The sequence below is a fragment of the Leptothrix cholodnii SP-6 genome (assembly GCF_000019785.1).
In the GTDB taxonomy this organism is placed as follows: domain Bacteria; phylum Pseudomonadota; class Gammaproteobacteria; order Burkholderiales; family Burkholderiaceae_C; genus Sphaerotilus; species Sphaerotilus cholodnii.
In genome coordinates, this window is sequence record NC_010524.1 from 3039765 (window position 1) to 3060326 (window position 20562).

A 20562-nucleotide genomic window follows, 5' to 3' on the forward strand; every position below is an offset into this window, starting at 1 on the left:
CTGACCACGCTCTCGTCCAAGAACAACTCATGTCAACGCAGACGCCCCCCATCCCCGCCGACGAGCCGGTTGCCGACACCCGCAACCCGCGCCTGCACCGCTTCCGGCCACGCCTGCTCGACAGCCTGAAGGGCTACGACCGGTCGCAGTTCGGGGCCGACCTCGGTGCCGGACTCACGGTGGGTGTGGTGGCGCTGCCACTGGCGATGGCGTTCGCGATCGCCTCGGGCGTCAAACCCGAGGCCGGCATCTTCACCGCCATCATCGCGGGCTTCCTGATCTCGGCGCTGGGCGGCTCGCAGGTGCAGATCGGCGGGCCGGCGGGCGCGTTCATCGTCATCGTCTACGGCATCGTCGAGCGTTACGGCCTGGCCAACCTGCTGATCTCGACCATGCTGGCCGGCATGCTGCTGATGCTGCTGGGGCTGTTCAAGCTCGGCGCGATGGTGCGCTACATCCCGGTCAGCATCGTGATCGGCTTCACCAACGGCATCGCGGTGCTGATCGCGCTGTCGCAGGTGAAAGACCTGTTCGGGCTGCAGATCGACAAGCTGCCGGCCGACTTCTTCACCCAGCTGCGGGTGCTGGGCGGCGCGCTGCACACGCTCAATCCGGTGGCGTTGCTGGTGGGCGGGCTGTGCCTGGCGCTGGTGGTGGTGTGGCCCAAGAGCTACCGCATGGATGTCGACCCGCACAGCGCGCGCGCGCGCTTTTCGCGCATCGCCGCGCACGTGCCGGGCACGCTGGTGGCGCTGGTGCTGGCGACCACGCTGACGGCCTTGCTGAACCTGCCGCTGGAGACCATCGGCCAGCGCTTCGGCGGCATCCCGCGCACGCTGCCGTCGCTGGCGTTTCCGGAGGTCAGCTGGGCCACCGCCAAGCTGCTGCTGATGCCGACGCTGACGATCGCGCTGCTGGGTGCGATCGAGTCGCTGCTGTGCGCGCGGGTGGCCGACAACATGGGCGAGTTCAAGCGCCACGACCCGAACCAGGAGCTGATGGCGCAGGGCGTGGCCAACCTGGTGGCGCCGCTGTTCGGCGGCATCCCGGCCACCGGCACCATCGCGCGCACCGTCACCAACGTGCGCGCCGGTGCCCGCACGCCGGTGGCCGGCATGGTGCACGCGCTGGCGCTGCTGCTGGTGGTGCTGGTGGCCGCGCCGCTGGCGCTGCACGTGCCGCTGGCGGCGCTGGCCGGCATCCTGCTTTTCGTGGCCTGGAACATGGGCGAGTGGCGCGAGTTCGCCCGCCTCAAGCAGTTCAACATGCCCTACCGCACGGTGCTGGTCGGCACCTTCGTGCTGACGGTGGTGTTCGACCTGACGGTGGCGGTCGAGGTCGGCCTGATCCTGGCGTGCGGCTTCTTCATCTGGCGCATGGGCCAGCTCTTCAGCGTGCAGCGCCTGGGCGAACACCCGCAGGCCGGCGCGATGGTGGCCGCGGTCGACGACGACGACGCATCGCCGAGCCCGACCCCCGTGCCGCCCGTGCCGCAAGCCTTGCCCGACGGCGTCGAGGTGCGCGAGCTCTACGGCGCGCTGTTCTTCGGCGCGGTCGGCAAGATCGAGGGCCTGGCCGAGCAGCTGCCCGCGTCGACCCGGCTGCTGGTGCTCGAGATGCACCGGCTGATCTGGATGGACACCTCGGGGCTCGATGCGCTCGAGCAACTGCACCGCCAGCTGCACCGACAGGGCATCGCGCTGCGCCTGGCGGCCGCGCATGCGCAGCCGCTGTCGCTGCTGCGGCGCTCGGGTTTTGCCGATCAGCTGGGCGTGCACGGCATCGCCGCGACCCTGGCCGAGGCACTGGCCGAACCGCCGTCGGCAGACGCTGCTGCACAGCACAAGCCGTAAAATCGCCTTCAGTTCCGAATCACTCCCACCGCACCCACCGCCATGCCGCTCTTCTGGAAACCCTACAAGTCCGACGCCACCCAGTTCATCGAGAGCCTCAAGCAGAAGGATCCGCAGCTCGAGGCCCGTCAGCGCGAAGGCCGCAACCTGCTGTGGGATCGCCCGATCGACCACACCGCCGAGTCCGACTTCAAGCAGGCGCGCGTCGACCAGCAGCCTTACGTCTACCAGACCAAGGCTTGAGCAAGCCGGCCACGCGGGCCCGGGCCGACAAGCCGGGCCCGGAGACGCCGCTGCCTGCGGCGAGCGTCGACGGCACCAGCCCGGTGGTCGACAACGTGGCGGTGGCCACGCTCTACGGCGAGCCGCTGTTCGCGCTGCCGCAAGACCTCTACATCCCGCCCGATGCGCTCGAGGTCTTTCTCGAGACCTTCCAGGGCCCGCTCGACCTGCTGCTCTACCTGATCCGCAGGCAGAACTTCAACATCCTCGACATCCCGATGGCGGATGTGACGCGGCAGTACCTCGCCTACGTCGAGCAGATCCGCGACCGCAACCTCGAGCTCGCCGCCGAGTACCTGCTGATGGCGGCGATGCTGATCGAGATCAAGTCGCGCATGCTGCTGCCCCCGAAGCGGGCCGAGGGCGGCGACGAAGCCGAAGACCCGCGTGCCGAACTGGTGCGCCGGCTGCTCGAATACGAACGCATCAAGCTCGGCGCCGCGCATCTCGACGCGCTGCCGGTGCTGGGCCGCGACTTCCTGCGCGCGCAGGTCATGATCGAGCAGGCGCTGGCGCCGAGCTTTCCCGAGGTCAGCCTGATCGACCTGCGCGACGCCTGGGCCGACGTGCTCAAGCGCGCCCGGCTCACCCAGCACCACCACATCAGCCGCGAACACCTGTCGGTGCGCGAGCACATGACACAGCTGCTGCGGCGCCTGCAGGGCCGGCGCTTCGTCGAGTTCCACGAACTCTTCGAGCTGAACTCCAGCCAGCCGGTGCGGGTGGTCACCTTCATCGCGATGCTCGAACTGGCACGCGAACGACTGCTCGAGATCACCCAGGCCGAGGCATTCGCGCCGATCTACGTGCGCCTGGCGTATCAGGTCAAGGAAACCGGCAACAACGCGGAATCCGACCTCGAGGCGTAGCGCCGGAGCGACACCCGTCGGTGCGTGACCGGTCACGCACCGACGCGCTCATGAACGCATCAGCTGCGATTAATGCCCATAGTCAGCATTTGTGTTAATTGCGACAACAATTTGCAAATCAGGCAGCGATTTGCCATTTTGGGCGATTAACCTCGTCGACATGACAACAGTCTGACGGACACGGTGGCGCTCGCCGCCCGACGCAACCACAAGAATGGCCAAGCCCAGCCCCGCCGCCTGCGATGCCTGCACCGCTGCGGACTGCAGCAGTCGACACGGCGGCTCCCGTGCCCGGACAGCGTCGCATGCCCGCGGCTCCCGAGGCTGGCTCAGCGTGCAGCCCTGGTGGATGGCCACCGCGCTGGTCGCCCTGCTGATCGGGCTGGTCGACCCGCTGCTGCACCGCATCGAGTTCATCAGCTACGACATGTTGATGGAGCTGCCGGGCGTGCTGCTGCGAGGTGCCGGCGACGCGCGGCACCCACCGTCCGGGCGCCTGGACCCCGCGCGGCTGATACAGCCCCTGAACGAGTCGATCTGCCACGCGGTCAACCTGCTGCCGCTGCTGCTGCTGGCCCTGCTGCAGCAATGCCGGCCGCGGCGCTTTCACGTCCACGGCCTCTGGCTGCTGCCGTTGCCGATGCTGGTGACCGGGCTGGCGCTGGCGCTCTGGCAGCTCTGGATACCGACTGTCGGCCTGAGCATCGGGCTGGTCACGGGCTGGCTGCTGACACGCAACCAGGAGCTGCGCAGCGCGCGCATGGCGCTGCAGCACGAGCGCGGTCAGGCCGACGCCACGCTGCAGGCGATCACCGACAGCGTCATCACGGTCGACACCGGCGCTCGGGTGCAGTACCTCAACCCGAGCGCCGAACGACTGGCCGGTCACAGTCTGGCCGAGGCCCGCGGCCATGCCGTCGGCACGCTGTTCCAGTGGGACGAGCCGGACGCGCAGACACTCGAGCAGGCGCTGGCCGAATGCCTGCAGGAACGCCGCGTCGTGCAGGTCGGCTTGGCGCTGCGACTGAAGGCGCCGCAGGGCGAGCGCCAGGTGCAGATCATCGCCAGCCCGGTGTTCGAGCGCCAGATCGAATCCGGCCTGTCCGGCGATCGGCTCGACCGTCCGCTGCGCAGGGCGCCGGCCGATCACGACCGCGACCGCGTCACCGGGGCCGTGCTGGCGCTGAGCGATGTCACCGAGGCCCTGCGTGCGGCCGACAAGCTGCAGCACGAGGCCACCCACGACGCCCTCACCGGCCTGCCCAACCGGGCCTTGCTGAGCGACCGCCTGCAGCACGCCGTGCTCGGCGCGCAGGCCGGCCAGCGCAGCGTGGCGGTGCTGTTCATCGACCTCGATCGTTTCAAGCGCATCAACGACAGCCTCGGCCACCGCCACGGCGACGCCGTGCTGAAGGAAGTGGCCTCGCGCCTGCAGCAGTGCTGCCGCGCCCACGACACGCTGGCGCGCTGGGGTGGCGACGAATTCGTCGTGCTGCTCGAGGACGTGCCCAGCCGTGACGCCGTCGCTGCCCGCGCGGCGCAGATGATCGACAGCGTGACCCTCGAGTTCGCGATCGACCAGGTCGAGGTGGCCTGCGGCTGCAGCATCGGCATCGCGATGGCGCCGCAGGACGGCGTGGCGGTCGATGCCCTGCTGGCGATGGCCGACACGGCGATGTACCGCGGCAAGTCGCGTGGCGGCAAGCGGTTCGAGTTCTATGCCAGCGAGATGCCGTCCTGGACGCGCGAGTGGCTGGCGCTCGAGACCCGCCTGCGCCACGGCCTGGAGACGCAGAGCTTCGTGCTGCACTACCAGCCGCAGGTGAACCTCAAGACCGGCCAGCTGGTCGGCCTGGAAGCCCTGCTGCGCTGGCGTCAGCCCGACGGCGAGCTGTGGCTGCCAGGGCGTTTCCTGCCGGTCACCGAAGAGACCGGCCTGATCCTGCCGATCGGCGAATGGGTGATCCGCGAAGCCACCCAGCAGCTCGCCCGCTGGCGCGACCAGGGCCTGCCGCTGGTGCCGGTGTCGGTCAACGTGTCGACCCGCCAGTGCCTGGATCGCCGGCTGGTGCAGGTGGTGGCCGAAGCGCTGCTGTGCAGCGGCATCGACGCCGGGCTGCTCAAGCTGGAAGTCACCGAATCGACCGCGATGGCCGATCTCGGCCACCTGCGCGGCCTGCTGGTCGAGCTGCGCGCGCTGGGCGTGCAGGTGGCGATGGACGACTTCGGCACTGGTTTCTCGTCGCTGTCGCACCTCAAGCATTTCCAGATCGACCAGATCAAGATCGACCCCAGCTTCGTGCGCGACATCAGCCGCGATGCCAACGGCGCGGCGATCGTGCGCGCCACCATCGCGCTGGCCCACGGCCTGGGCCTGCCGGTGGTGGCCGAGGGGGTCGAGTCCGAGGAGCAGATGGCTTTTCTCTCCGCCCACCACTGCGACATCGCGCAGGGTTTCCTGTACGCCCGCGCCCAGGACAGCGACAGCGTCGCCTCGATGCTGAGCCTGAGCCTGGCCACCGGCACGCCGCTGCAGAGCTCGACCTGGCAGGCCATGCCCGAGCAGCCGGCCAGGATCGAGACCGCGACCGCGGCCCCGACCTGATGCCTCACATCAGCAGGTGCTCGCCGGCGTTTTCGCCGCCCAGGATCACGTAGTTGACGCGCCGCAGATCGCTCAGCTGGCGACCGCCGGCGTAGCTGATCGAGCTCTGCAGATCCTCGCGCATCTCGCGCAGCGTGTCGGCCAGCCGGCCCTTGACCGGCTCGAGGATGCGCTTGCCCTCGACGTGCTTGTATTCGCCCTTGTTGAAGTCGCTGGCCGAGCCGTAGTACTCCTTGTAGAGCCGGCCGTCGACCTCGACCGTGTCGCCGGGCGACTCTTCATGGCCGGCGAACAGCGAGCCCACCATCACCATCGCGGCACCGAAACGCACGCTCTTGGCGATGTCGCCGTGGTGGCGGATGCCGCCGTCGGCAATGATGGGTTTGGTCGCCACGCGGGCACACCACTTCAGCGCGCTCAACTGCCAGCCGCCGGTGCCGAAGCCGGTCTTGAGCCGCGTGATGCAGACCTTGCCCGGGCCGATGCCGACCTTGGTGGCGTCGGCGCCCCAGTTCTCGAGGTCGATCAGCGCCTCGGGCGTGCCGACGTTGCCGGCGATCACGAAGGCCTCGGGCAGGCGCTGCTTGATGTGGGCGATCATCCGGCGCACGCTCTCGGCATGGCCGTGGGCGATGTCGATGGTGATGTAGTCGGCACCGACGCCGCTGGTGGCCAGGCTGTCGATCACCGCGTAATCGGCCGGCTTGACGCCCGAGCTGATCGACACGCAGAGCCCTTGCTCGCGCATCGAACGCGCGAACGCCAGGGCGTCGAGATCGAAGCGGTGCATCACGTAGAAGTAGTCGTTGGCGGCCAGCCAGCGGGCGATACGCTCGTCGAGCACCGTCTTCATGTTGGCCGGCACCACCGGCAGCTTGAAGCGGCGCGGGCCGAACTCGACCGAGGGGTCGCATTCGCTGCGGCTTTCGACGCGGCATTGGCGCGGCAGCAGCAGGACGTTGTCGTAGTCGAAGATTTCCATCAGTAAGGCTCTCGCGTCAGGAACCGTGCGCGGGGCACGGCGAGCGGCGGCGTTGATGCAGTGCCGCCACAAGGCTGCGAGCGCTTGATCCGGTCCCGGCGTGGCCCCCGAAAAGCCGCCGGCAAGGGCGGTGGAGGCACAAGAAAACCGGGCGCCAGTATTTGGGCCCGGTGCCTGATTCTACGCGCGGCGGGGCCGCCGTCAGCGGTGCCGCCAGGCCTTCACCGGCACGCCGGCCCAGGCGCCGGCGCGGCTGCCCTCACCCGCGTGGGTGACGTCGGTGAGCGCGGCCAGGCTGAACAGCGCGGCGGTCTCGCTGGTCAGGAACCCGGACTCGCGCAAGGCCAGTTCGGGCAGTTCGACATCGTGCATCTCCATGCCCGGCAGCGGGCCACGGCCGAAGGCCAGCACGCGAGCGCTGGCAGCGGTGTTCTGCCCGCCGACCACCGAGGCCGGATCGATCACGACCCGGTGGCCGCCGCCGAGCCGGGCTTCGAGCAAGGCCTGTTCGGCGCGCTCGAACAGATCGAGCTCGTCGCCATCGCGCTTGAAACAGGCCAGCCCGAGGCTCAGGCTGAGCGTGGCCGCAGTGGGCGAATCCGGGTGCGGCAGGCCCAGGTGATCGAGGGCGCGGCGCAGACGTGCCACCACCTCGGCGGCACCCTCGCCATCGGTGGCGGGCAGCAGCAGCGCGAAGGTCTGCGGGCCGACGCGGGCGACGATGTCGTTCTCGCGTTCGCAGGCCGCCGCCAGCAGGCGCGCCACCCGCCGCAGCACGTCGTCGGCGGCATGCCGGCCACGGGCCTGGATGTAGGCCGGAAAGTGGTCGATCTCGGCCATCACCAGGCTCAGGCCGTCGCCGGCGCGGCGCGCGCACAGCACCTCGGCACGGATGCGCTCGTCGAACTCGCGGCGGTCGGCCAGGCCGGTCAGGCTGTCGGTGCCGACCAGCCGGCGCACGCCCTGGCGCGGCTGCAGCAGCCGGGTCAGATCCTGCAGGCTGAGCACCACGCCGTCGGTCAGCGGGCCCACGTTGACGGCGATCTGGCGCAGCTCGCCGTCGTCGTTGCCGACCAGGCGGTTGAGCTCGCGCGACGTGCCGAAGCGCATCGCCGCGACACAGTCGGCACCCAGGTCGAGCTCGCCCCAATGCGGCAGGGCCGCGCTGGCGGTGCGACCGACCAGCGTCGCGGGATCGATGCCGAACATGCGACCGAGCGCCGGGTTGGCGACCAGGATCAGCCAGTCGAGCACCACGCCGCGCTCGTCGCTGAGCGCGCGCAGGCACAGCATCGGCGCGCTGGTGGCGTTGATCATGGCGTCGACCCGCTGGTGCCGCCATTCGAGGGCGTTGCGGTAGACCAGCAGCCAGTCATGGCCATGGTCATCGACCAGCGGCAGCAGCAGCTGCTCCCAGGTCGAGACGGCTTCGCTGTGGTGGGCGAGATGCACGGTGTAGCGCGCCTGGTTGCCGACCGCGGTGTCGCGACAGACATCGAGGAAGAAGCCGGCCATCTCGCCGCCCAGCTGCGACAGGAAACGGCCGGAGGGGTCGAACGGCAACTGCACCGCGATCTGTGCGCCGTGGTGGTAGATGCGGAAGTCGGACGGCCCCTCGCGGCGCAGCAGCATCATCTGTCCGGCCAGCTGCGGCCAGGTGCTCGGCGCGAATTGGGCCAGGTTGGCTCGACGGCCGGCCTGTTCGGATTGCTGCCATTGGCGGACCAACATCACGACATCGGGGTTGTCGACCGACTGGTCGATCCCCTGCGTGATCACCTTGTGCCAGGTTGTCGTGTTCATGGGGCGATGTCTTGGTGTTCGGTCGAACCCCCCTATCGCGCGGGCACAACCAGAGAGGCGATGGCTGGCAGCATAGCCACGCCCCCCTCGTCGACCTATCCCCGATTCAGGCGAACAGCGCCTGCAGGTCGACGGTGGCGGATTTGCCGACTCGAGCGCCGTCCTCGTCCAGCCAGCGCAGCGCGCGGTGGCGCCCGAGGTCCCGCAGGTTTTCCAGAAACGGCTTGTGCGCCAGCAGCTTGGTTTCGCTGGCGAGGTGGCCCAGCGCGTCCTGGCCGTCGATCAGGTGCCAGCGCAAGGCGCGCAGGCGCCGCTCGAGGGCGCCCGACGGCCACCAGTTGCCGCGCTGCGCGGCCGCGCAGGCGCTGCCCAGCAAGGCGGCCTCGCGCTGGAAGGTGGCGTTGAAGGCGATCTCGACGGCGCGGCTGCGGATCTCGGCCACGCTGGTGGGCGACTTGCCACCCGGCTCGGCATAGGCCAGCGGGCTGAGCATGACGATCAGCACGTCGTCGGCATGGCCGGTGGCGGTCAGCGGGAACAAGGCCGGGTTGGCGCTGTAGCCGCCGTCCCAGTACGCCTCGCCGTCGATCTCGACGGCGTGGTGCATGGTCGGCAGGCACGCGGACGCCAGGGCCGCGTCGACGTTCAGCTCGTGTTCACGAAACAGCTTGAGCCGGCCGGTGCGCACCTGGGTGGCGGCGATGTAGAGCCGGATCGGGCTGGCCAGGCGCAGCCGCTCGAAATCGACCAGCCGCTGCAGCAGGTCGCGCAGCGGGTTGAGCCCCAGCGGGTTGAGCTGATAGGGCGACAGCAGCTGCGTCCACTGCAGCGCCACCCGCGCGGCCGGCGCCAGGCCGGGATCGCTGGCCTTGCCCTCGGTGAACCACTCGAAGGGCAGCTGGGTGCCGACCTCGCTCCACAACGCCGCCAGCGCCTCGCGGGCGGCCTCGTTGGCGGCCGGGCCCGGGCCGTGGCCGCTGCGCGCCAGGCCGTCAGCCATCACGATCGCGTTGAGCGCGCCGGCGCTGGTGCCGCTGACGGCATCCCAGTCGAAGCGATCCGCTTCGAGCAGGGCATCGAGCACGCCCCAGGTGTAGGCACCGTGGGCGCCGCCGCCCTGCAAGGCCAGGCTCAGACGCGGGCGTCGATTGAACTTTCCGAACATCAGATGGCACTCCTCGCACCGGCCCCGAAGGGGGAAATGCTGCAGTGCAGTATCGCGGCAAAAATAGAATCGCCGGATGTCAGCCCTGCCTCCCTCGCCCCCCCTGCCCGATTCCGGCCATCCCGCCTTTGCCGACATCGGCTTCGACGAGCCCGACCGGCGGGATGAAACACACGACCCGCACGAGCCGCCGGCGCGGCCTGCGCTGCCCGCGGGCCTGCTCGCCAACCTCAACCCGGAGCAGTACGCCGCCGTCACGCTGGCGGCCGAGCCGGCGCTGATCCTGGCCGGCGCCGGCTCGGGCAAGACCCGCGTGCTGACCACCCGCATCGCCTGGCTGCTGCAGACCGGCCAGATCGGCCCCGGCGGCCTGATGGCGGTCACCTTCACCAACAAGGCCGCCAAGGAGATGGTGCACCGCCTCTCGACGATGCTGCCTTACAACGTGCGCGGCATGTGGATCGGCACCTTCCACGGCCTGTGCAACCGCTTCCTGCGCGCGCACTGGAAAATGGCCGGCCTGCCGCAGAGCTTCCAGATCCTCGACTCGGGCGACACGCTGAGCGCGGTCAAGCGCGTCATCAAGGCCATGAAGCTCGACGAGGAACGCTTCGTGCCCAAGCAGGTGAGCTGGTTCATCGCGTCCAGCAAGGACGACGGCAAGCGCCCGAAAGACCTGCCCACCGACGACGGCCAGGCGCGCACGATGGTCGAGATCTACCAGGCCTACGAGGACCAGTGCCAGCGCGAGGGCGTGGTCGATTTCGCCGAGCTGATGCTGCGCAGCTACGAGCTGATGCGCGACCACCCGGAGATCCGCGAGCACTACCAGCGGCGCTTCCGCCACATCCTGGTCGACGAATTTCAAGACACCAACCGGCTGCAGTACCTGTGGCTGAAGATGTTCGCCGGCACGCCCGGCGCGCTCGCCGGGCGCGAGCCGGCGGCGGTGTTCGCGGTCGGTGACGACGACCAGAGCATCTACGCCTTCCGTGGCGCGCAGGTCGGCAACATGAGCGACTTCGAGCGCGAGTACCGCGTCAGGCAGGTCATCAAGCTGGAGCGCAACTACCGCTCGTTCGGCAACATCCTCGACTCGGCCAACGCGCTGATCGCCCACAACAGCCGCCGCCTGGGCAAGAACCTGCGCACCGAGGCCGGGCCCGGCGAGCCGGTGCGGATCTTCGAGTCGACCAGCGATTTCGCCGAGGCACAGTGGCTGCTCGAAGAACTGCAGCAACTGCACCGCGGCGGCATGGCGCGCAGCGAAACCGCGATCCTCTACCGCAGCAACGCGCAGTCGCGCGTGATCGAGTCGGCGCTGTTCAACGCCGGCATGCCCTACCGCGTCTACGGCGGCCTGCGCTTCTTCGAGCGCGCGGAGATCAAGCACGCGCTGGCCTACCTGCGCCTGACCGAGAACCCGAACGACGACACCAGCTTCCTGCGTGTCGTCAACTTCCCGGCCCGCGGCATCGGCGCACGCAGCGTCGAGCTGCTGCAGGACGCGGCCCGCGCCAGCGGCCGCAGCCTCTATCAAAGCGTGGGCGCACTCGGCGGCGCGGCCGGCACCAAGCTGGCGGGCTTCACCGCGCTGGTCGACCGGCTGCGTGACGCCACCCGCGGCCTGACGCTGCGCGAGATCATCGAACGCATGCTCGACGCCAGCGGCCTGATCAACTTCTACCGCACCGAGAAGGAAGGCCAGGACCGCATCGAGAACCTGGAGGAACTCGTCAACGCGGCCGAGGCCTTCGTGACGATCGAGGGTTTCGGCAAGGACGCGGTGGCGCTGCCGGTCGACGAGACCGCGCCCGGCACCATCGCCGCGCCCCTGCCCGGCGAGCCCGAGGCGGTGGCCGCGGTCGACCTGCTGCCCGACGCCGAAACCGGCGAGATCCTGTCGCCGCTGGCGGCCTTTTTGACCCACGCCGCGCTCGAAGCAGGCGACAACCAGGCCCAGGCCGGCCAGGACGCCGTGCAGCTGATGACGGTGCACTCGGCCAAGGGCCTGGAGTTCGACGCGGTCTTCATCACCGGGCTCGAAGAAGGCCTGTTCCCGCACGAGAACTCGCTCAACAGCATCAGCGCCGGCGGCAACGAAGGCCTCGAAGAAGAGCGCCGGCTGATGTACGTGGCGATCACGCGGGCGCGGCAGCGGCTGTACATCAGCTTCAGCCAGACCCGCATGCTGCACGGCCAGACGCGCTACAACGTCAAGAGCCGCTTCTTCGACGAGCTGCCCGAGGCGGCGCTGAAGTGGATCACGCCCAAGCAGCAGGGTTTCGGCTCGGGTTACGCGCAGCAATACCAGCAGGCCTGGCAGCGCGGCTCGGGCCCCGGCGGCATGGTCGGCGCCGGGCGCAACAGCGGCTGGCAACCGGCCCCGGCGGCGCCGCCGTCATGGGCCGCGCCGGTGCCCGCGGCGATGCGCCAGAGCGCGGCCAAGGACAACGGCCACGGCCTGCGCCAGGGCCAGGGCGTGTTCCACACCAAGTTCGGCGAGGGCGTGGTGCTGACGCTCGAAGGTGTCGGCGCGGACGCCCGCGCCCAGGTCAACTTCGGCCGCCACGGCACCAAGTGGCTGGCACTCGCGATCGCCAAGCTGACGCCGATCGAGTGAGCGCGGCGGCGTCACCGGCTCGGTGACGCTCGCCGCCTCACGGCCTCACGACCTCACTCTTCGAGCAGGACGCGCAGCATCCACGCCGTCTGCTCGTGGACGGTCAGGCGCTGCGTCAGCAGGTCGGCCGTAGGCTCGTCGCTGGCCTTGTCGGCCAACGCGAAGATCGAGCGCGCGGTGCGCGCCACCGCCTCGTGGCCCTCGACCAGGATCGCCACCATCTCGAGCGCCTTGGGCGGCGTGATCGGCGCGTCCTTCAGCGAGGTCAGCTGGCCGAACTGCGCGTAGGAGCCCGGCGCCGGGTGGCCGAGCGAGCGGATGCGCTCGGCGATCGGATCGACCGCGTTCCACAGCTCGGTGTACTGGGCCATGAACATCGCGTGCAGCGAGTTGAACATCGGCCCGGACACGTTCCAGTGGAAGTTGTGCGTGGTCAGGTACAGCGTGTAGGTGTCGGCCAGCAGCTTGGACAGGCCGCCGACGATGGCCGCCCGGTCCTTGTCGCTGATGCCGATGTTGATCGAGGGGGTGTTCTTGGTGCTCTTGGCCATGGGTTCATCCGGTGGGTCGAGGACGGAACTCTAGAACAAGGTCGGCTCGGCCGGCCGATGCAGGTCAAGACCGGCAACAAAAAGCCCCGCGGCGGCACTGCGCGCGGGGCCGTATCTCGATCGGGTGCGAGGCCAGGCCCCGCGCCACGATCACATGCAGTCGATCATGACCTGACCGAAGCCCGAACACGACACCTGGGTCGCGCCCTCCATCAGGCGGGCGAAGTCGTAGGTGACCTTCTTGCTGGCGATGGCGCGCTCCATAGACACGAGGATCAGGTCGGCCGCCTCAAGCCAGCCCATGTGGCGCAGCATCATCTCGGCCGAGAGGATCTCCGAGCCGGGGTTGACGTAGTCCTTGCCGGCGTACTTGGGCGCCGTGCCGTGGGTGGCCTCGAAGCAGGCCACCGAGTCGCTCAGGTTGGCGCCCGGGGCGATGCCGATGCCGCCGACCTGCGCGGCCAGGGCGTCGGAGATGTAGTCGCCGTTGAGGTTGAGCGTGGCGATCACCGAGTACTCGGCCGGGCGCAGCAGGATCTGCTGCAGGAAGGCGTCGGCGATGCTGTCCTTGATGGTGATGTCGCGGCCGTTCTTCGGGCTCTTGAACTTGCACCACGGGCCGCCGTCGATCAGCTCGGCGCCGAACTCGGTCTGCGCCAGCTTGTAGGCCCAGTCACGGAAGCCACCTTCGGTGTACTTCATGATGTTGCCCTTGTGCACGATGGTCACGCTGGAGCGGTCGTTGTCGATCGCGTACTGGATCGCCTTGCGCATCAGGCGCTCGGTGCCCTCGATCGAGACCGGCTTGATGCCGATGCCCGAGGTGTCGGGGAAGCGGATCTTCTTGACGCCCATTTCCTCCTGCAGGAACTTGATGAGCTTCTGCGCCTTCTCGCTCTTGGCCTCGTACTCGATGCCGGCGTAGATGTCTTCGGAGTTCTCGCGGAAGATCACCATGTCGATCTTGTGCGGCTCCTTCACCGGCGAGGGCACGCCCTTGAAATACTGCACCGGGCGCAGGCAGACGTAGAGGTCGAGTTCCTGGCGCAGCGCGACGTTGAGCGAGCGGATGCCGCCACCCACCGGCGTGGTCAGCGGGCCCTTGATCGAGACCACGTACTCGCGCAGCACCTCGAGCGTTTCGGCGGGCAGCCAGACGTCGGGGCCGTAGACCTGGGTGGCCTTCTCGCCGGCGTAGATCTCCATCCAGTGGATCTGGCGCTGGCCGGCGTAGGCCTTGACCACCGCGGCGTCGACCACCTTGAGCATCACCGGGGTGATGTCCAGGCCGGTGCCGTCGCCTTCGATGTACGGAATGATCGGGTTGCTCGGCACGTTGAGCGAGAAGTCCGCATTGACGGTGATCTTCTGGCCACTCGTGGGCACCTGGATGTGTTGATACATGTCGCCGTCTCCGTTGTTCGGATCTGAACAGGTCCGCTAGAACCTGAAATTCTAGAACTGCGCGCCGCTCAGGCGCACCAGGCGGCTTGCAGCGGCTCGAACAGGCTGTGGCCGAGCGACCAGCCCATCGTCACGACGACCAGCGCGCCGGCCAGCCGCAGGGCCAGGCTGCCGCCCTCGTTGAGGCCGGCGCGGGCGCGCACGGCTGCGGGCATCAGGCGCAGCCAGAAGGCCGGACCGAGGATCAGGCCGACGCTGCTGGTGACGGCAAAAGCCAGCATCACGCCGGCCCCTTCGACAGGCCCGGACGCCACCGCGGCCACCAGCAGGGCCGCGTGCAGCAGGCCGCACGGGATGGCCGGCCAGAGCGCGCCGATACCGGCCGCCTTGAGTTCGCCGGGCATGCGCATGCGCGTCCAGCCCTCGCGCGGCGGACGGCGCACCAGCTGCTCGGCCCAGGCCTGCACGCCGGTGGGCAGGCGCCCGCGCACCAGCAGCCACAGGCCGAGCATCAGCACCATCAGTTGCAGCGCGGACCAGATCGGCCGCATCCAGGCGACGCTGTCGCCCAGCCAGCGCAGGGCACCGGCGGCAGACGCCACGGCCGCACCGGCCAAGCCGTAACCGATCAGACGGCCCGTCAGCACGCCAGCCAGGGCCCGTTCGGCCTGCTGCGGCTTGCACAGCTTGGCCACGGTGGCGCACCCGGCCGCACACATGCCCGCGCAATGCGGCGTGCCGGCCAGGCCCATCAACGCGGCCGATGCGAGCAGCGCGACTGCACTCATCAGATCACGCGCGAGAAGCGCTCGCGGGTCTGGTCGGCGCGCAGGTGGCGATCGAACACCATCGCCACCGAGCGCACGAAGTACCAGCCCAGCGGGGTGAGTTCGAAGCCATCCGGGTCGAGCGTCAGCAGGCCTTGGTCGGCCAGGTCGACCAGGGCTTCGAGTTCGGTGGCAAAGTAGGTTTTCACGTCGATCAAGTGTGCCAGGGCGACCGACTCGTAGCTCAGCCGGCCGTGGCACATGATGGACATGATGACGGCGCGGCGCACCAGGTCGTCGCGCGTCAGGGCCAGGCCGCGCACCACCGGCAGCTCGCCGCGGTTGAGCGAGTCGTAGTAGTCGTCGAGCGTCTTGGCGTTCTGGCTGTAGGTGGCGCCGATGCGGCCGATGGCCGACACGCCCAGCGCGATCAGGTCGCAGTCGGCCTGCGTGCTGTAGCCCTGGAAGTTGCGGTGCAGCCGCCCTTGCCGCTTGGCCTGCGCCAGGCCGTCCTCGGGCAGCGCGAAGTGATCCATGCCGATGTACTGGTAGCCGTGGCTGATGAAGCCGCTGATGGCCTGCGACAGCATGCCGATGCGGTCGCTGCCACGCGGCAGCTCTTCGGTGACGATGCGACGCTGCGGCTTGAAGCGCTGCGGCAGGTGGGCGTAGCCGTACATCGCGATGCGGTCGGGCCGCAGTCCGGCGACCTGGCGCACGGTGCGCGCGAAGCTCTCGGGCGTCTGCTTGGGCAGGCCGTAGATGAGGTCGACGTTGATCGAATGGAAGCCGAGCTCGCGCGCATCCTTCATCAGCGCCTCGACCTGCTCGAAAGGCTGGACGCGGTGCACCGCCTTCTGCACGTCGGCGTCGAAATCCTGCACGCCGAACGAGACCCGGTTGAAGCCGAGCTCCTTGAGGTGAGCCAGGCGCTCGCGGCTGACGGTGCGCGGGTCGATCTCGATCGAATATTCGCCATGCGGCTCGATGTGGAAATGCCGGCGCAACTCGCCCATCAGGCGGTCGAGTTCGGCATCGCTCAGGAAGGTGGGCGTGCCGCCGCCGAAATGCAGTTGCGAGACGCGCTGGCCCCGGCCGAGCGTCTGCGTGACCAGTTCCAGCTCGCGCGCCAGCGCGTCGATGTAGGCGGTCGAGCGGCCGTGGTCGCGGGTGACGATCTTGTTGCAGGCGCAGTAATAGCAGACCGATTCGCAGAACGGCACGTGCACGTAGACCGACAGCGGCCCACCTGCGCCGCCCACCGCACCGATGCTGCGCTGGGACAGTGCCTGGCGGTAGTGATCGGCGGTGTAGGCCTCGACGAAACGATCCGCCGTGGGGTAGGAGGTGTAGCGTGGCCCGGGGCCGTCCATGCGGCGCAGCAGTTCCTCGCTCAGAACCGGCTGGTGGTCCGTGGCGGCCACGTCGGCGTTGATCGTGGTCGCGGATTGGGGCTGCGTGCCTGCGGAGATCGTCGTGTGCATGTGCGCACTGTGCCGTGCCGGTGGCGCTGTACCTTGACATGGCTCAAGCACCATGCGTCCGCGCTATTCAAGAATTCCCTGAGTCGACCCTCACTTCGCCATGACCACAGAGGCACTTTGCCGGTGCATGCTGGTAAGGTGTCGGCCATTCCTTCCCAGGATCAACCAAATCATGCAAGACACTGCCGCCTCCTCCCAGCTCAACGCGCTCAAAGTGGCCTGCTCGGCCTGCAATCTGCGCGAACTGTGCCTGCCAGTGGGCCTGTCAGACGACGAGATGTCTTCGCTCGACAACATGGTGAGCACGCGCCGCAGCGTCAAGCGCGGCGAGAGCCTGTTCCATTCCGGCGACGCGTTCGCGGCGCTCTATGCCGTGCGCACCGGCTTCTTCAAGACCGTGGTGTCGGCCACCGACGGCCGCGAGCAGGTCACCGGCTTCCAGATGGCCGGCGAGCTGATCGGCCTGGACGGCATCAGCAACGACCGCCACTCGTGTGATGCGGTGGCGCTCGAGGATTCGCAGGTCTGCCTGATCCCGTACGGCCAGCTCGAGAGCCTGTCGCGCGAGTTCACGCTGCTGCAGCACCAGTTCCACAAGATCATGAGCCGCGAGATCGTGCGCGACCACGGCGTGATGCTGCTGCTCGGCAGCATGCGTGCCGAGGAGCGCCTGGCAGCCTTCCTGCTGAACCTGACGCAGCGCCTGCAGGCGCGTGGTTTCTCGGCCTCGGCGCTGGTGCTGCGCATGACGCGCGAGGAGATCGGCAGCTACCTGGGCCTCAAGCTCGAGACCGTCAGCCGCACCTTCTCGAAGTTCCAGGACGAGGGCTATCTCGAGGTCAAGCAGCGCGACATCCGCATCATCGACCAGGACGCCCTGCAGCGCGTGGTCAACGGCGCCGGCTGCTGAAGATCTGCAGGCTCAGGGATAACGACGCCGGTTCAGGTCGTTCGACTCACGCATCAGCAGTTGCGTGAGGCTGGAGGCGATGCCGATCAGCACCCAGAACGCGAAGAAGGCCGCCGTGTAGACCGCCGTGCGGTCGAGGTCGACCGGCGCGCCGCCGAGCCAGCGCAGATCTTCCGGGTCGACGAAGGCGAACACCAGCATCTCGGTCACGCCCGCCAACAGGAAGGCCGGCCACCAGACGACCGACAGCCGCTTGGCCCAATTCGACATCGGGAAGGTCGTGGACGCTTCGTAGTCGGGCGCCAGGTCCTCGATGTCGGGGTCGTTGCGCAGTTCGGCTTTCATTTGCCGCCCGTGGCCGCATGGTTGCGAGCCTGCTGAGCAGGCAGGCGCGAAGGGTCGATCGCCGATCCGGTCGCGCCGGCCGATTCGGTGCGTGCGGACTGCGCCGTGCTCAGCACCGGGTCCGGATGACTCAACGCCAGCGCCAGGGTCACGAAACTGGCCATGATCACCACCAGCGGGCCACCGAGCACCAGCCACAACATGCGCTCACGCCACCACGGCAAGGTGGCTGGACCGGGGGCTTGTACTGCAATCGACATGGCTGCTCCTGCTTGTCAACGTGGAATCACGAAGGTCGACTTCTCGCGCAGCGTCGCCGGCGCAGCGCCGCCGGACTCCACGCGCTGGATGTCGAAATGGATGGTGTGCGCCCCGCTGCCGGCACGGCTGGCGGACTCGGGCGGCAACTGCACGGCCACGGTGATCCAGCGCGCCTCGGCGCTTGCCACCTGCACCGGCGCCGTCACGGGCAGGCTCAACCCCGGCAAGCCCTCGACGGCGACGCGGTAGGACTGCGTCGTTTCGGTGGCGTTCATGATCTGCAGGCGGTAGACGTTCTCGATCACGCCGTCGTCGACGATGCGCGCCAATGACGCGCGGTCACGCACCACGTCGACCTTGAACGGCGATCGCATCGCGATGCTCACGCCCAGGGCGACCACGATCACGATCAGGATCACGGTGTAGATCAGGACACGCGGTCGCAGCGCACGCCGCCACATCTGGGCGCGCGTCCAGCGTCCGTCGAGGCCGTTCTGCGTGGTGTAGCGCACCAGGCCGCGGGCATAGCCCATCTTGTCCATCACGCTGTCGCAGACGTCGATGCAGGCGGCGCAGCCGATGCACTCGTACTGCAGGCCCTTGCGGATGTCGATGCCGGTCGGACAGACCTGCACGCACAGGTTGCAGTCGACACAGGCGCCCAGGCCCAGCGCGGTCGGGTCGGCCTTCTTGCTGCGTGAACCACGCGGCTCGCCGCGCTCGGCGTCGTAGGTGATGATGAGCGTGTCCTTGTCGAACATCGCGCTCTGGAAGCGCGCGTAGGGGCACATGTACTTGCACACCTGCTCGCGCATGTAGCCGGCATTGCCATAGGTGGCAAAGCCGTAGAACAGCACCCAGAACCATTCCCACGGACCGAATCCGAGCGTCATGGCCTCGGCGGTCAGCGTGTGGATGGGGGTGAAGTAGCCCACCAGGGTGAAGCCGGTCCAGAGCGAAAAAAGGATCCACGCGAGCTGCTTGCCGGACTTGCGCAACCACTTGTCGGCGGTCCAGGGGCCGGCATCGAGCTTCATGCGCTTGGCCCGATCACCCTCGAAACGATGCTCGAACCACAGGAAGATCTCGGTGTAGACGGTCTGCGGACAGGCATAGCCGCACCACAGCCGCCCGGCCACCGCGGTGAACAGGAACAGCGCGTAGGCCGAGATGATCAGGATCGCCGTCAGGTAGATGAAGTCCTGCGGATAGAGAACCAGGTCGAAGATGTAGAAACGGCGCGAACCGAGGTCGAACAGCACCGCCTGGCGGTCGTTCCATGTCAGCCAGGGCAGACCGTAGAAGACGATCTGCGTGACCCAGACCAGGATCCAGCGCCAGCGGATGAACAGGCCGCTGACGGCCTTGGGATAGATCTTCTTGGTTTTCTCGTAGAGAGAAACCGTCTTGGCCGCTGCATTTGCGGCGGAACCCGAAGCCGGCGCCGGGCCGGCCGCAGGCGCGGAGGGCAGCGGCGAGGCCGCGTTACTGCTGTCTTCCATCACTGCTGCCCTGTCGCTCACTTCATTGCACCGTGTTCAGCGCGGTCTGTGCTGCCGGCTTGCGCGACAGGCTCCAGACATAACCCGCCAGCACCTTGATCTGCTCCGGCGTCAGACGCGATGCATGCTGCGGCATCATGTTCGACTTGCCGTTGTTGATGATGGCGATGACCGCTTCTTCGCCCCAGCCGTGCAGCCAGATCTTGTCGGTCAGGTTGGGGGCACCCAGTGCCTGGGTTCCCTTGCCATCAGCGCCGTGGCAGGCCGCGCAAGCGCCGAACTTGCTCTTGCCCAGCTGCGCGGAAATGCTGTTGTGGGCGCTGCCCGACAGGCTGAGCACGTAGTTGGCGACGTTCTTGACGTCCTCCGGGCCACCCACTGCGGCAGCCATCGGCGGCATCATGCCCTGACGGCCTTCGGCGATGGTCTTGGCGATGTAGGCGGGACTGCCGTCACCACCGAGCCAGTCGCCGTCGGTCAGGTTGGGGAAGGTCTTGCTGCCGCGCGCGTCCGAGCCATGGCAGCCGGCACAGTTGTTGGAGAACAGCCGCTCGCCGATGCCCATCGCCTGCGTGTTGGCAGCCAGCGTCTCGACCGGCATGTTCTCGAACTGGGCATAGACCTGGGTCAGAGCCTCCTTGGCCTTGGCCTGCTCCTTTTCCCACTGACCCACGCTGCTCCACTTGAGGGCGCCTTCGCTGCTGCCGAAACCCGGGTAGATCGCCAGGTAGAGCACCGCGAACACCACGGTGATCACGAACAGGCCCATCCACCAGCGCGGCAGCGGGTTGTTGAGTTCCTGCAGGTTTTCGTCCCAGACGTGGCCGGTGGTGTTGTCGTTGGCCATCACCTTGCGCTTGCTGGCGATCACCAGCAGGACAACGCAGAACACCAGGCCGAGGGCGACCACGCCGGCCACGAAGAGCGACCAGCCGCTGGAAATGAAGTCACTCATGGGTGCCTCCGAGAGATGCTTGAGGGGCTCCGCTGCCGTTCTTGGGCAGTTCGGGCGATTCGTCCTGGAACGGCAGGTTGGCCGCTTCGTCGAAGCTGTTCAGGTTGCGGCGCGAGTAGGTCCAGGCCACGATGGCCAGGAAGCCTGCAAACGACAGCACCGTCACCAGGCTGCGCCAGGTATTCAGATCGGTGTCCATGT

At 68.3% G+C, this 20562-nt stretch carries 18 protein-coding genes; 6 read left to right on the forward strand and 12 right to left on the reverse strand.

What is annotated here, in order from left to right; all coding sequences use genetic code 11:
* Positions 1–29 precede the first annotated feature (29 nt).
* From LCHO_RS13805 to LCHO_RS13820, 4 genes are all read left to right on the forward strand, one after another.
* Positions 30–1853: a SulP family inorganic anion transporter gene (locus LCHO_RS13805; RefSeq protein WP_012347779.1), complete on the forward strand. Its 1824-nt coding sequence runs from the start codon at positions 30–32 to the stop codon at positions 1851–1853.
* Between the two features lie 42 nt (positions 1854–1895).
* The gene (locus tag LCHO_RS13810; protein ID WP_012347780.1) at positions 1896–2096 is read left to right on the forward strand and encodes a DUF3460 family protein; all 201 of its coding nucleotides are present in this window, start codon (positions 1896–1898) and stop codon (positions 2094–2096) included.
* Entirely contained in the window at positions 2093–3004 is a 912-nt protein-coding gene (locus LCHO_RS13815) for a segregation and condensation protein A (RefSeq protein WP_012347781.1), read from the forward strand. The genes LCHO_RS13810 and LCHO_RS13815 overlap by 4 nt, the downstream gene beginning before the upstream one ends.
* A gap of 334 nt (positions 3005–3338) precedes the next feature.
* The gene (locus tag LCHO_RS13820) at positions 3339–5609 is read left to right on the forward strand and encodes a putative bifunctional diguanylate cyclase/phosphodiesterase (protein WP_050757367.1); all 2271 of its coding nucleotides are present in this window, start codon (positions 3339–3341) and stop codon (positions 5607–5609) included.
* Between the two features lie 4 nt (positions 5610–5613).
* Here LCHO_RS13820 and LCHO_RS13825 read toward each other — a convergent pair whose 3' ends face one another.
* From LCHO_RS13825 to LCHO_RS13835, 3 genes are all read right to left on the reverse strand, one after another.
* The gene (locus LCHO_RS13825; protein ID WP_012347783.1) at positions 5614–6591 is read right to left on the reverse strand and encodes a GMP reductase; all 978 of its coding nucleotides are present in this window, start codon (positions 6589–6591) and stop codon (positions 5614–5616) included.
* Positions 6592–6792: 201 nt separating this feature from the next.
* Positions 6793–8394, reverse strand: a complete 1602-nt coding sequence (locus tag LCHO_RS22275) for a GGDEF domain-containing protein (protein WP_012347784.1) — start codon at positions 8392–8394, stop codon at positions 6793–6795.
* Between the two features lie 106 nt (positions 8395–8500).
* Entirely contained in the window at positions 8501–9559 is a 1059-nt protein-coding gene (locus LCHO_RS13835; RefSeq protein WP_012347785.1) for a patatin-like phospholipase family protein, read from the reverse strand.
* Positions 9560–9635: 76 nt separating this feature from the next.
* Here LCHO_RS13835 and LCHO_RS13840 point away from each other — a divergent pair, with 76 nt between their 5' ends.
* The gene (locus tag LCHO_RS13840) at positions 9636–12182 is read left to right on the forward strand and encodes a UvrD-helicase domain-containing protein (protein WP_012347786.1); all 2547 of its coding nucleotides are present in this window, start codon (positions 9636–9638) and stop codon (positions 12180–12182) included.
* Between the two features lie 53 nt (positions 12183–12235).
* Here LCHO_RS13840 and LCHO_RS13845 read toward each other — a convergent pair whose 3' ends face one another.
* From LCHO_RS13845 to hemN, 4 genes are all read right to left on the reverse strand, one after another.
* The gene (locus LCHO_RS13845) at positions 12236–12733 is read right to left on the reverse strand and encodes a Dps family protein (protein WP_012347787.1); all 498 of its coding nucleotides are present in this window, start codon (positions 12731–12733) and stop codon (positions 12236–12238) included.
* A 150-nt stretch (positions 12734–12883) separates the two neighbouring features.
* Positions 12884–14137 (reverse strand): NADP-dependent isocitrate dehydrogenase, encoded by a 1254-nt coding sequence (gene icd / locus LCHO_RS13850; protein WP_012347788.1) that lies wholly within the window; start codon positions 14135–14137, stop codon positions 12884–12886.
* A 68-nt stretch (positions 14138–14205) separates the two neighbouring features.
* Complete coding sequence (locus LCHO_RS13855) at positions 14206–14925, reverse strand: sulfite exporter TauE/SafE family protein (RefSeq protein WP_012347789.1); 720 nt, start codon at positions 14923–14925, stop codon at positions 14206–14208.
* The gene (gene hemN / locus LCHO_RS13860) at positions 14925–16388 is read right to left on the reverse strand and encodes an oxygen-independent coproporphyrinogen III oxidase (protein WP_012347790.1); all 1464 of its coding nucleotides are present in this window, start codon (positions 16386–16388) and stop codon (positions 14925–14927) included. Before hemN ends, LCHO_RS13855 begins: the two co-directional genes overlap by 1 nt.
* A gap of 172 nt (positions 16389–16560) precedes the next feature.
* On the opposite strand from hemN, the gene fnr reads away from it, so the two are divergent.
* Entirely contained in the window at positions 16561–17298 is a 738-nt protein-coding gene (gene fnr / locus LCHO_RS13865) for a fumarate/nitrate reduction transcriptional regulator Fnr (protein WP_012347791.1), read from the forward strand.
* A 12-nt stretch (positions 17299–17310) separates the two neighbouring features.
* Here fnr and LCHO_RS13870 read toward each other — a convergent pair whose 3' ends face one another.
* The 5 genes from LCHO_RS13870 to LCHO_RS13890 are packed head-to-tail and all read right to left on the reverse strand — an operon-like array spanning position 17311 to position 20560.
* Positions 17311–17643 carry a hypothetical protein gene (locus LCHO_RS13870; protein ID WP_012347792.1) on the reverse strand — a complete coding sequence of 111 codons (333 nt, stop codon included), beginning with the start codon at positions 17641–17643 and terminating at the stop codon, positions 17311–17313.
* Entirely contained in the window at positions 17640–17903 is a 264-nt protein-coding gene (locus LCHO_RS13875) for a PI-PLC domain-containing protein (RefSeq protein WP_012347793.1), read from the reverse strand. The genes LCHO_RS13870 and LCHO_RS13875 overlap by 4 nt, the downstream gene beginning before the upstream one ends.
* 15 nt (positions 17904–17918) lie before the next feature.
* Entirely contained in the window at positions 17919–19406 is a 1488-nt protein-coding gene (ccoG, locus tag LCHO_RS13880) for a cytochrome c oxidase accessory protein CcoG (protein WP_012347794.1), read from the reverse strand.
* A 22-nt stretch (positions 19407–19428) separates the two neighbouring features.
* Positions 19429–20361: a cytochrome-c oxidase, cbb3-type subunit III gene (ccoP, locus tag LCHO_RS13885; protein WP_012347795.1), complete on the reverse strand. Its 933-nt coding sequence runs from the start codon at positions 20359–20361 to the stop codon at positions 19429–19431.
* Positions 20354–20560, reverse strand: a complete 207-nt coding sequence (locus LCHO_RS13890; RefSeq protein WP_012347796.1) for a CcoQ/FixQ family Cbb3-type cytochrome c oxidase assembly chaperone — start codon at positions 20558–20560, stop codon at positions 20354–20356. The genes ccoP and LCHO_RS13890 overlap by 8 nt, the downstream gene beginning before the upstream one ends.
* Between the last annotated feature and the right edge of the window lie 2 nt (positions 20561–20562).

Excerpts from the sequence above, each read along its gene's own strand:
- LCHO_RS13805 (WP_012347779.1), top strand. The coding sequence starts at position 30 with ATGTCAACGCAGACGCCCCCCATCCCCGCCGACGAGCCGGTTGCCGAC.
- LCHO_RS13810 (WP_012347780.1), top strand. The coding sequence starts at position 1,896 with ATGCCGCTCTTCTGGAAACCCTACAAGTCCGACGCCACCCAGTTCATC.
- LCHO_RS13825 (WP_012347783.1), bottom strand. The coding sequence starts at position 6,591 with ATGGAAATCTTCGACTACGACAACGTCCTGCTGCTGCCGCGCCAATGC.
- LCHO_RS22275 (WP_012347784.1), bottom strand. The coding sequence starts at position 8,394 with ATGAACACGACAACCTGGCACAAGGTGATCACGCAGGGGATCGACCAG.
- LCHO_RS13835 (WP_012347785.1), bottom strand. The coding sequence starts at position 9,559 with ATGTTCGGAAAGTTCAATCGACGCCCGCGTCTGAGCCTGGCCTTGCAG.
- LCHO_RS13840 (WP_012347786.1), top strand. The coding sequence starts at position 9,636 with ATGTCAGCCCTGCCTCCCTCGCCCCCCCTGCCCGATTCCGGCCATCCC.
- LCHO_RS13845 (WP_012347787.1), bottom strand. The coding sequence starts at position 12,733 with ATGGCCAAGAGCACCAAGAACACCCCCTCGATCAACATCGGCATCAGC.
- icd (WP_012347788.1), bottom strand. The coding sequence starts at position 14,137 with ATGTATCAACACATCCAGGTGCCCACGAGTGGCCAGAAGATCACCGTC.
- LCHO_RS13855 (WP_012347789.1), bottom strand. The coding sequence starts at position 14,925 with ATGAGTGCAGTCGCGCTGCTCGCATCGGCCGCGTTGATGGGCCTGGCC.
- hemN (WP_012347790.1), bottom strand. The coding sequence starts at position 16,388 with ATGCACACGACGATCTCCGCAGGCACGCAGCCCCAATCCGCGACCACG.
- fnr (WP_012347791.1), top strand. The coding sequence starts at position 16,561 with ATGCAAGACACTGCCGCCTCCTCCCAGCTCAACGCGCTCAAAGTGGCC.
- LCHO_RS13870 (WP_012347792.1), bottom strand. The coding sequence starts at position 17,643 with ATGAAAGCCGAACTGCGCAACGACCCCGACATCGAGGACCTGGCGCCC.
- LCHO_RS13875 (WP_012347793.1), bottom strand. The coding sequence starts at position 17,903 with ATGTCGATTGCAGTACAAGCCCCCGGTCCAGCCACCTTGCCGTGGTGG.
- ccoG (WP_012347794.1), bottom strand. The coding sequence starts at position 19,406 with ATGGAAGACAGCAGTAACGCGGCCTCGCCGCTGCCCTCCGCGCCTGCG.
- ccoP (WP_012347795.1), bottom strand. The coding sequence starts at position 20,361 with ATGAGTGACTTCATTTCCAGCGGCTGGTCGCTCTTCGTGGCCGGCGTG.
- LCHO_RS13890 (WP_012347796.1), bottom strand. The coding sequence starts at position 20,560 with ATGGACACCGATCTGAATACCTGGCGCAGCCTGGTGACGGTGCTGTCG.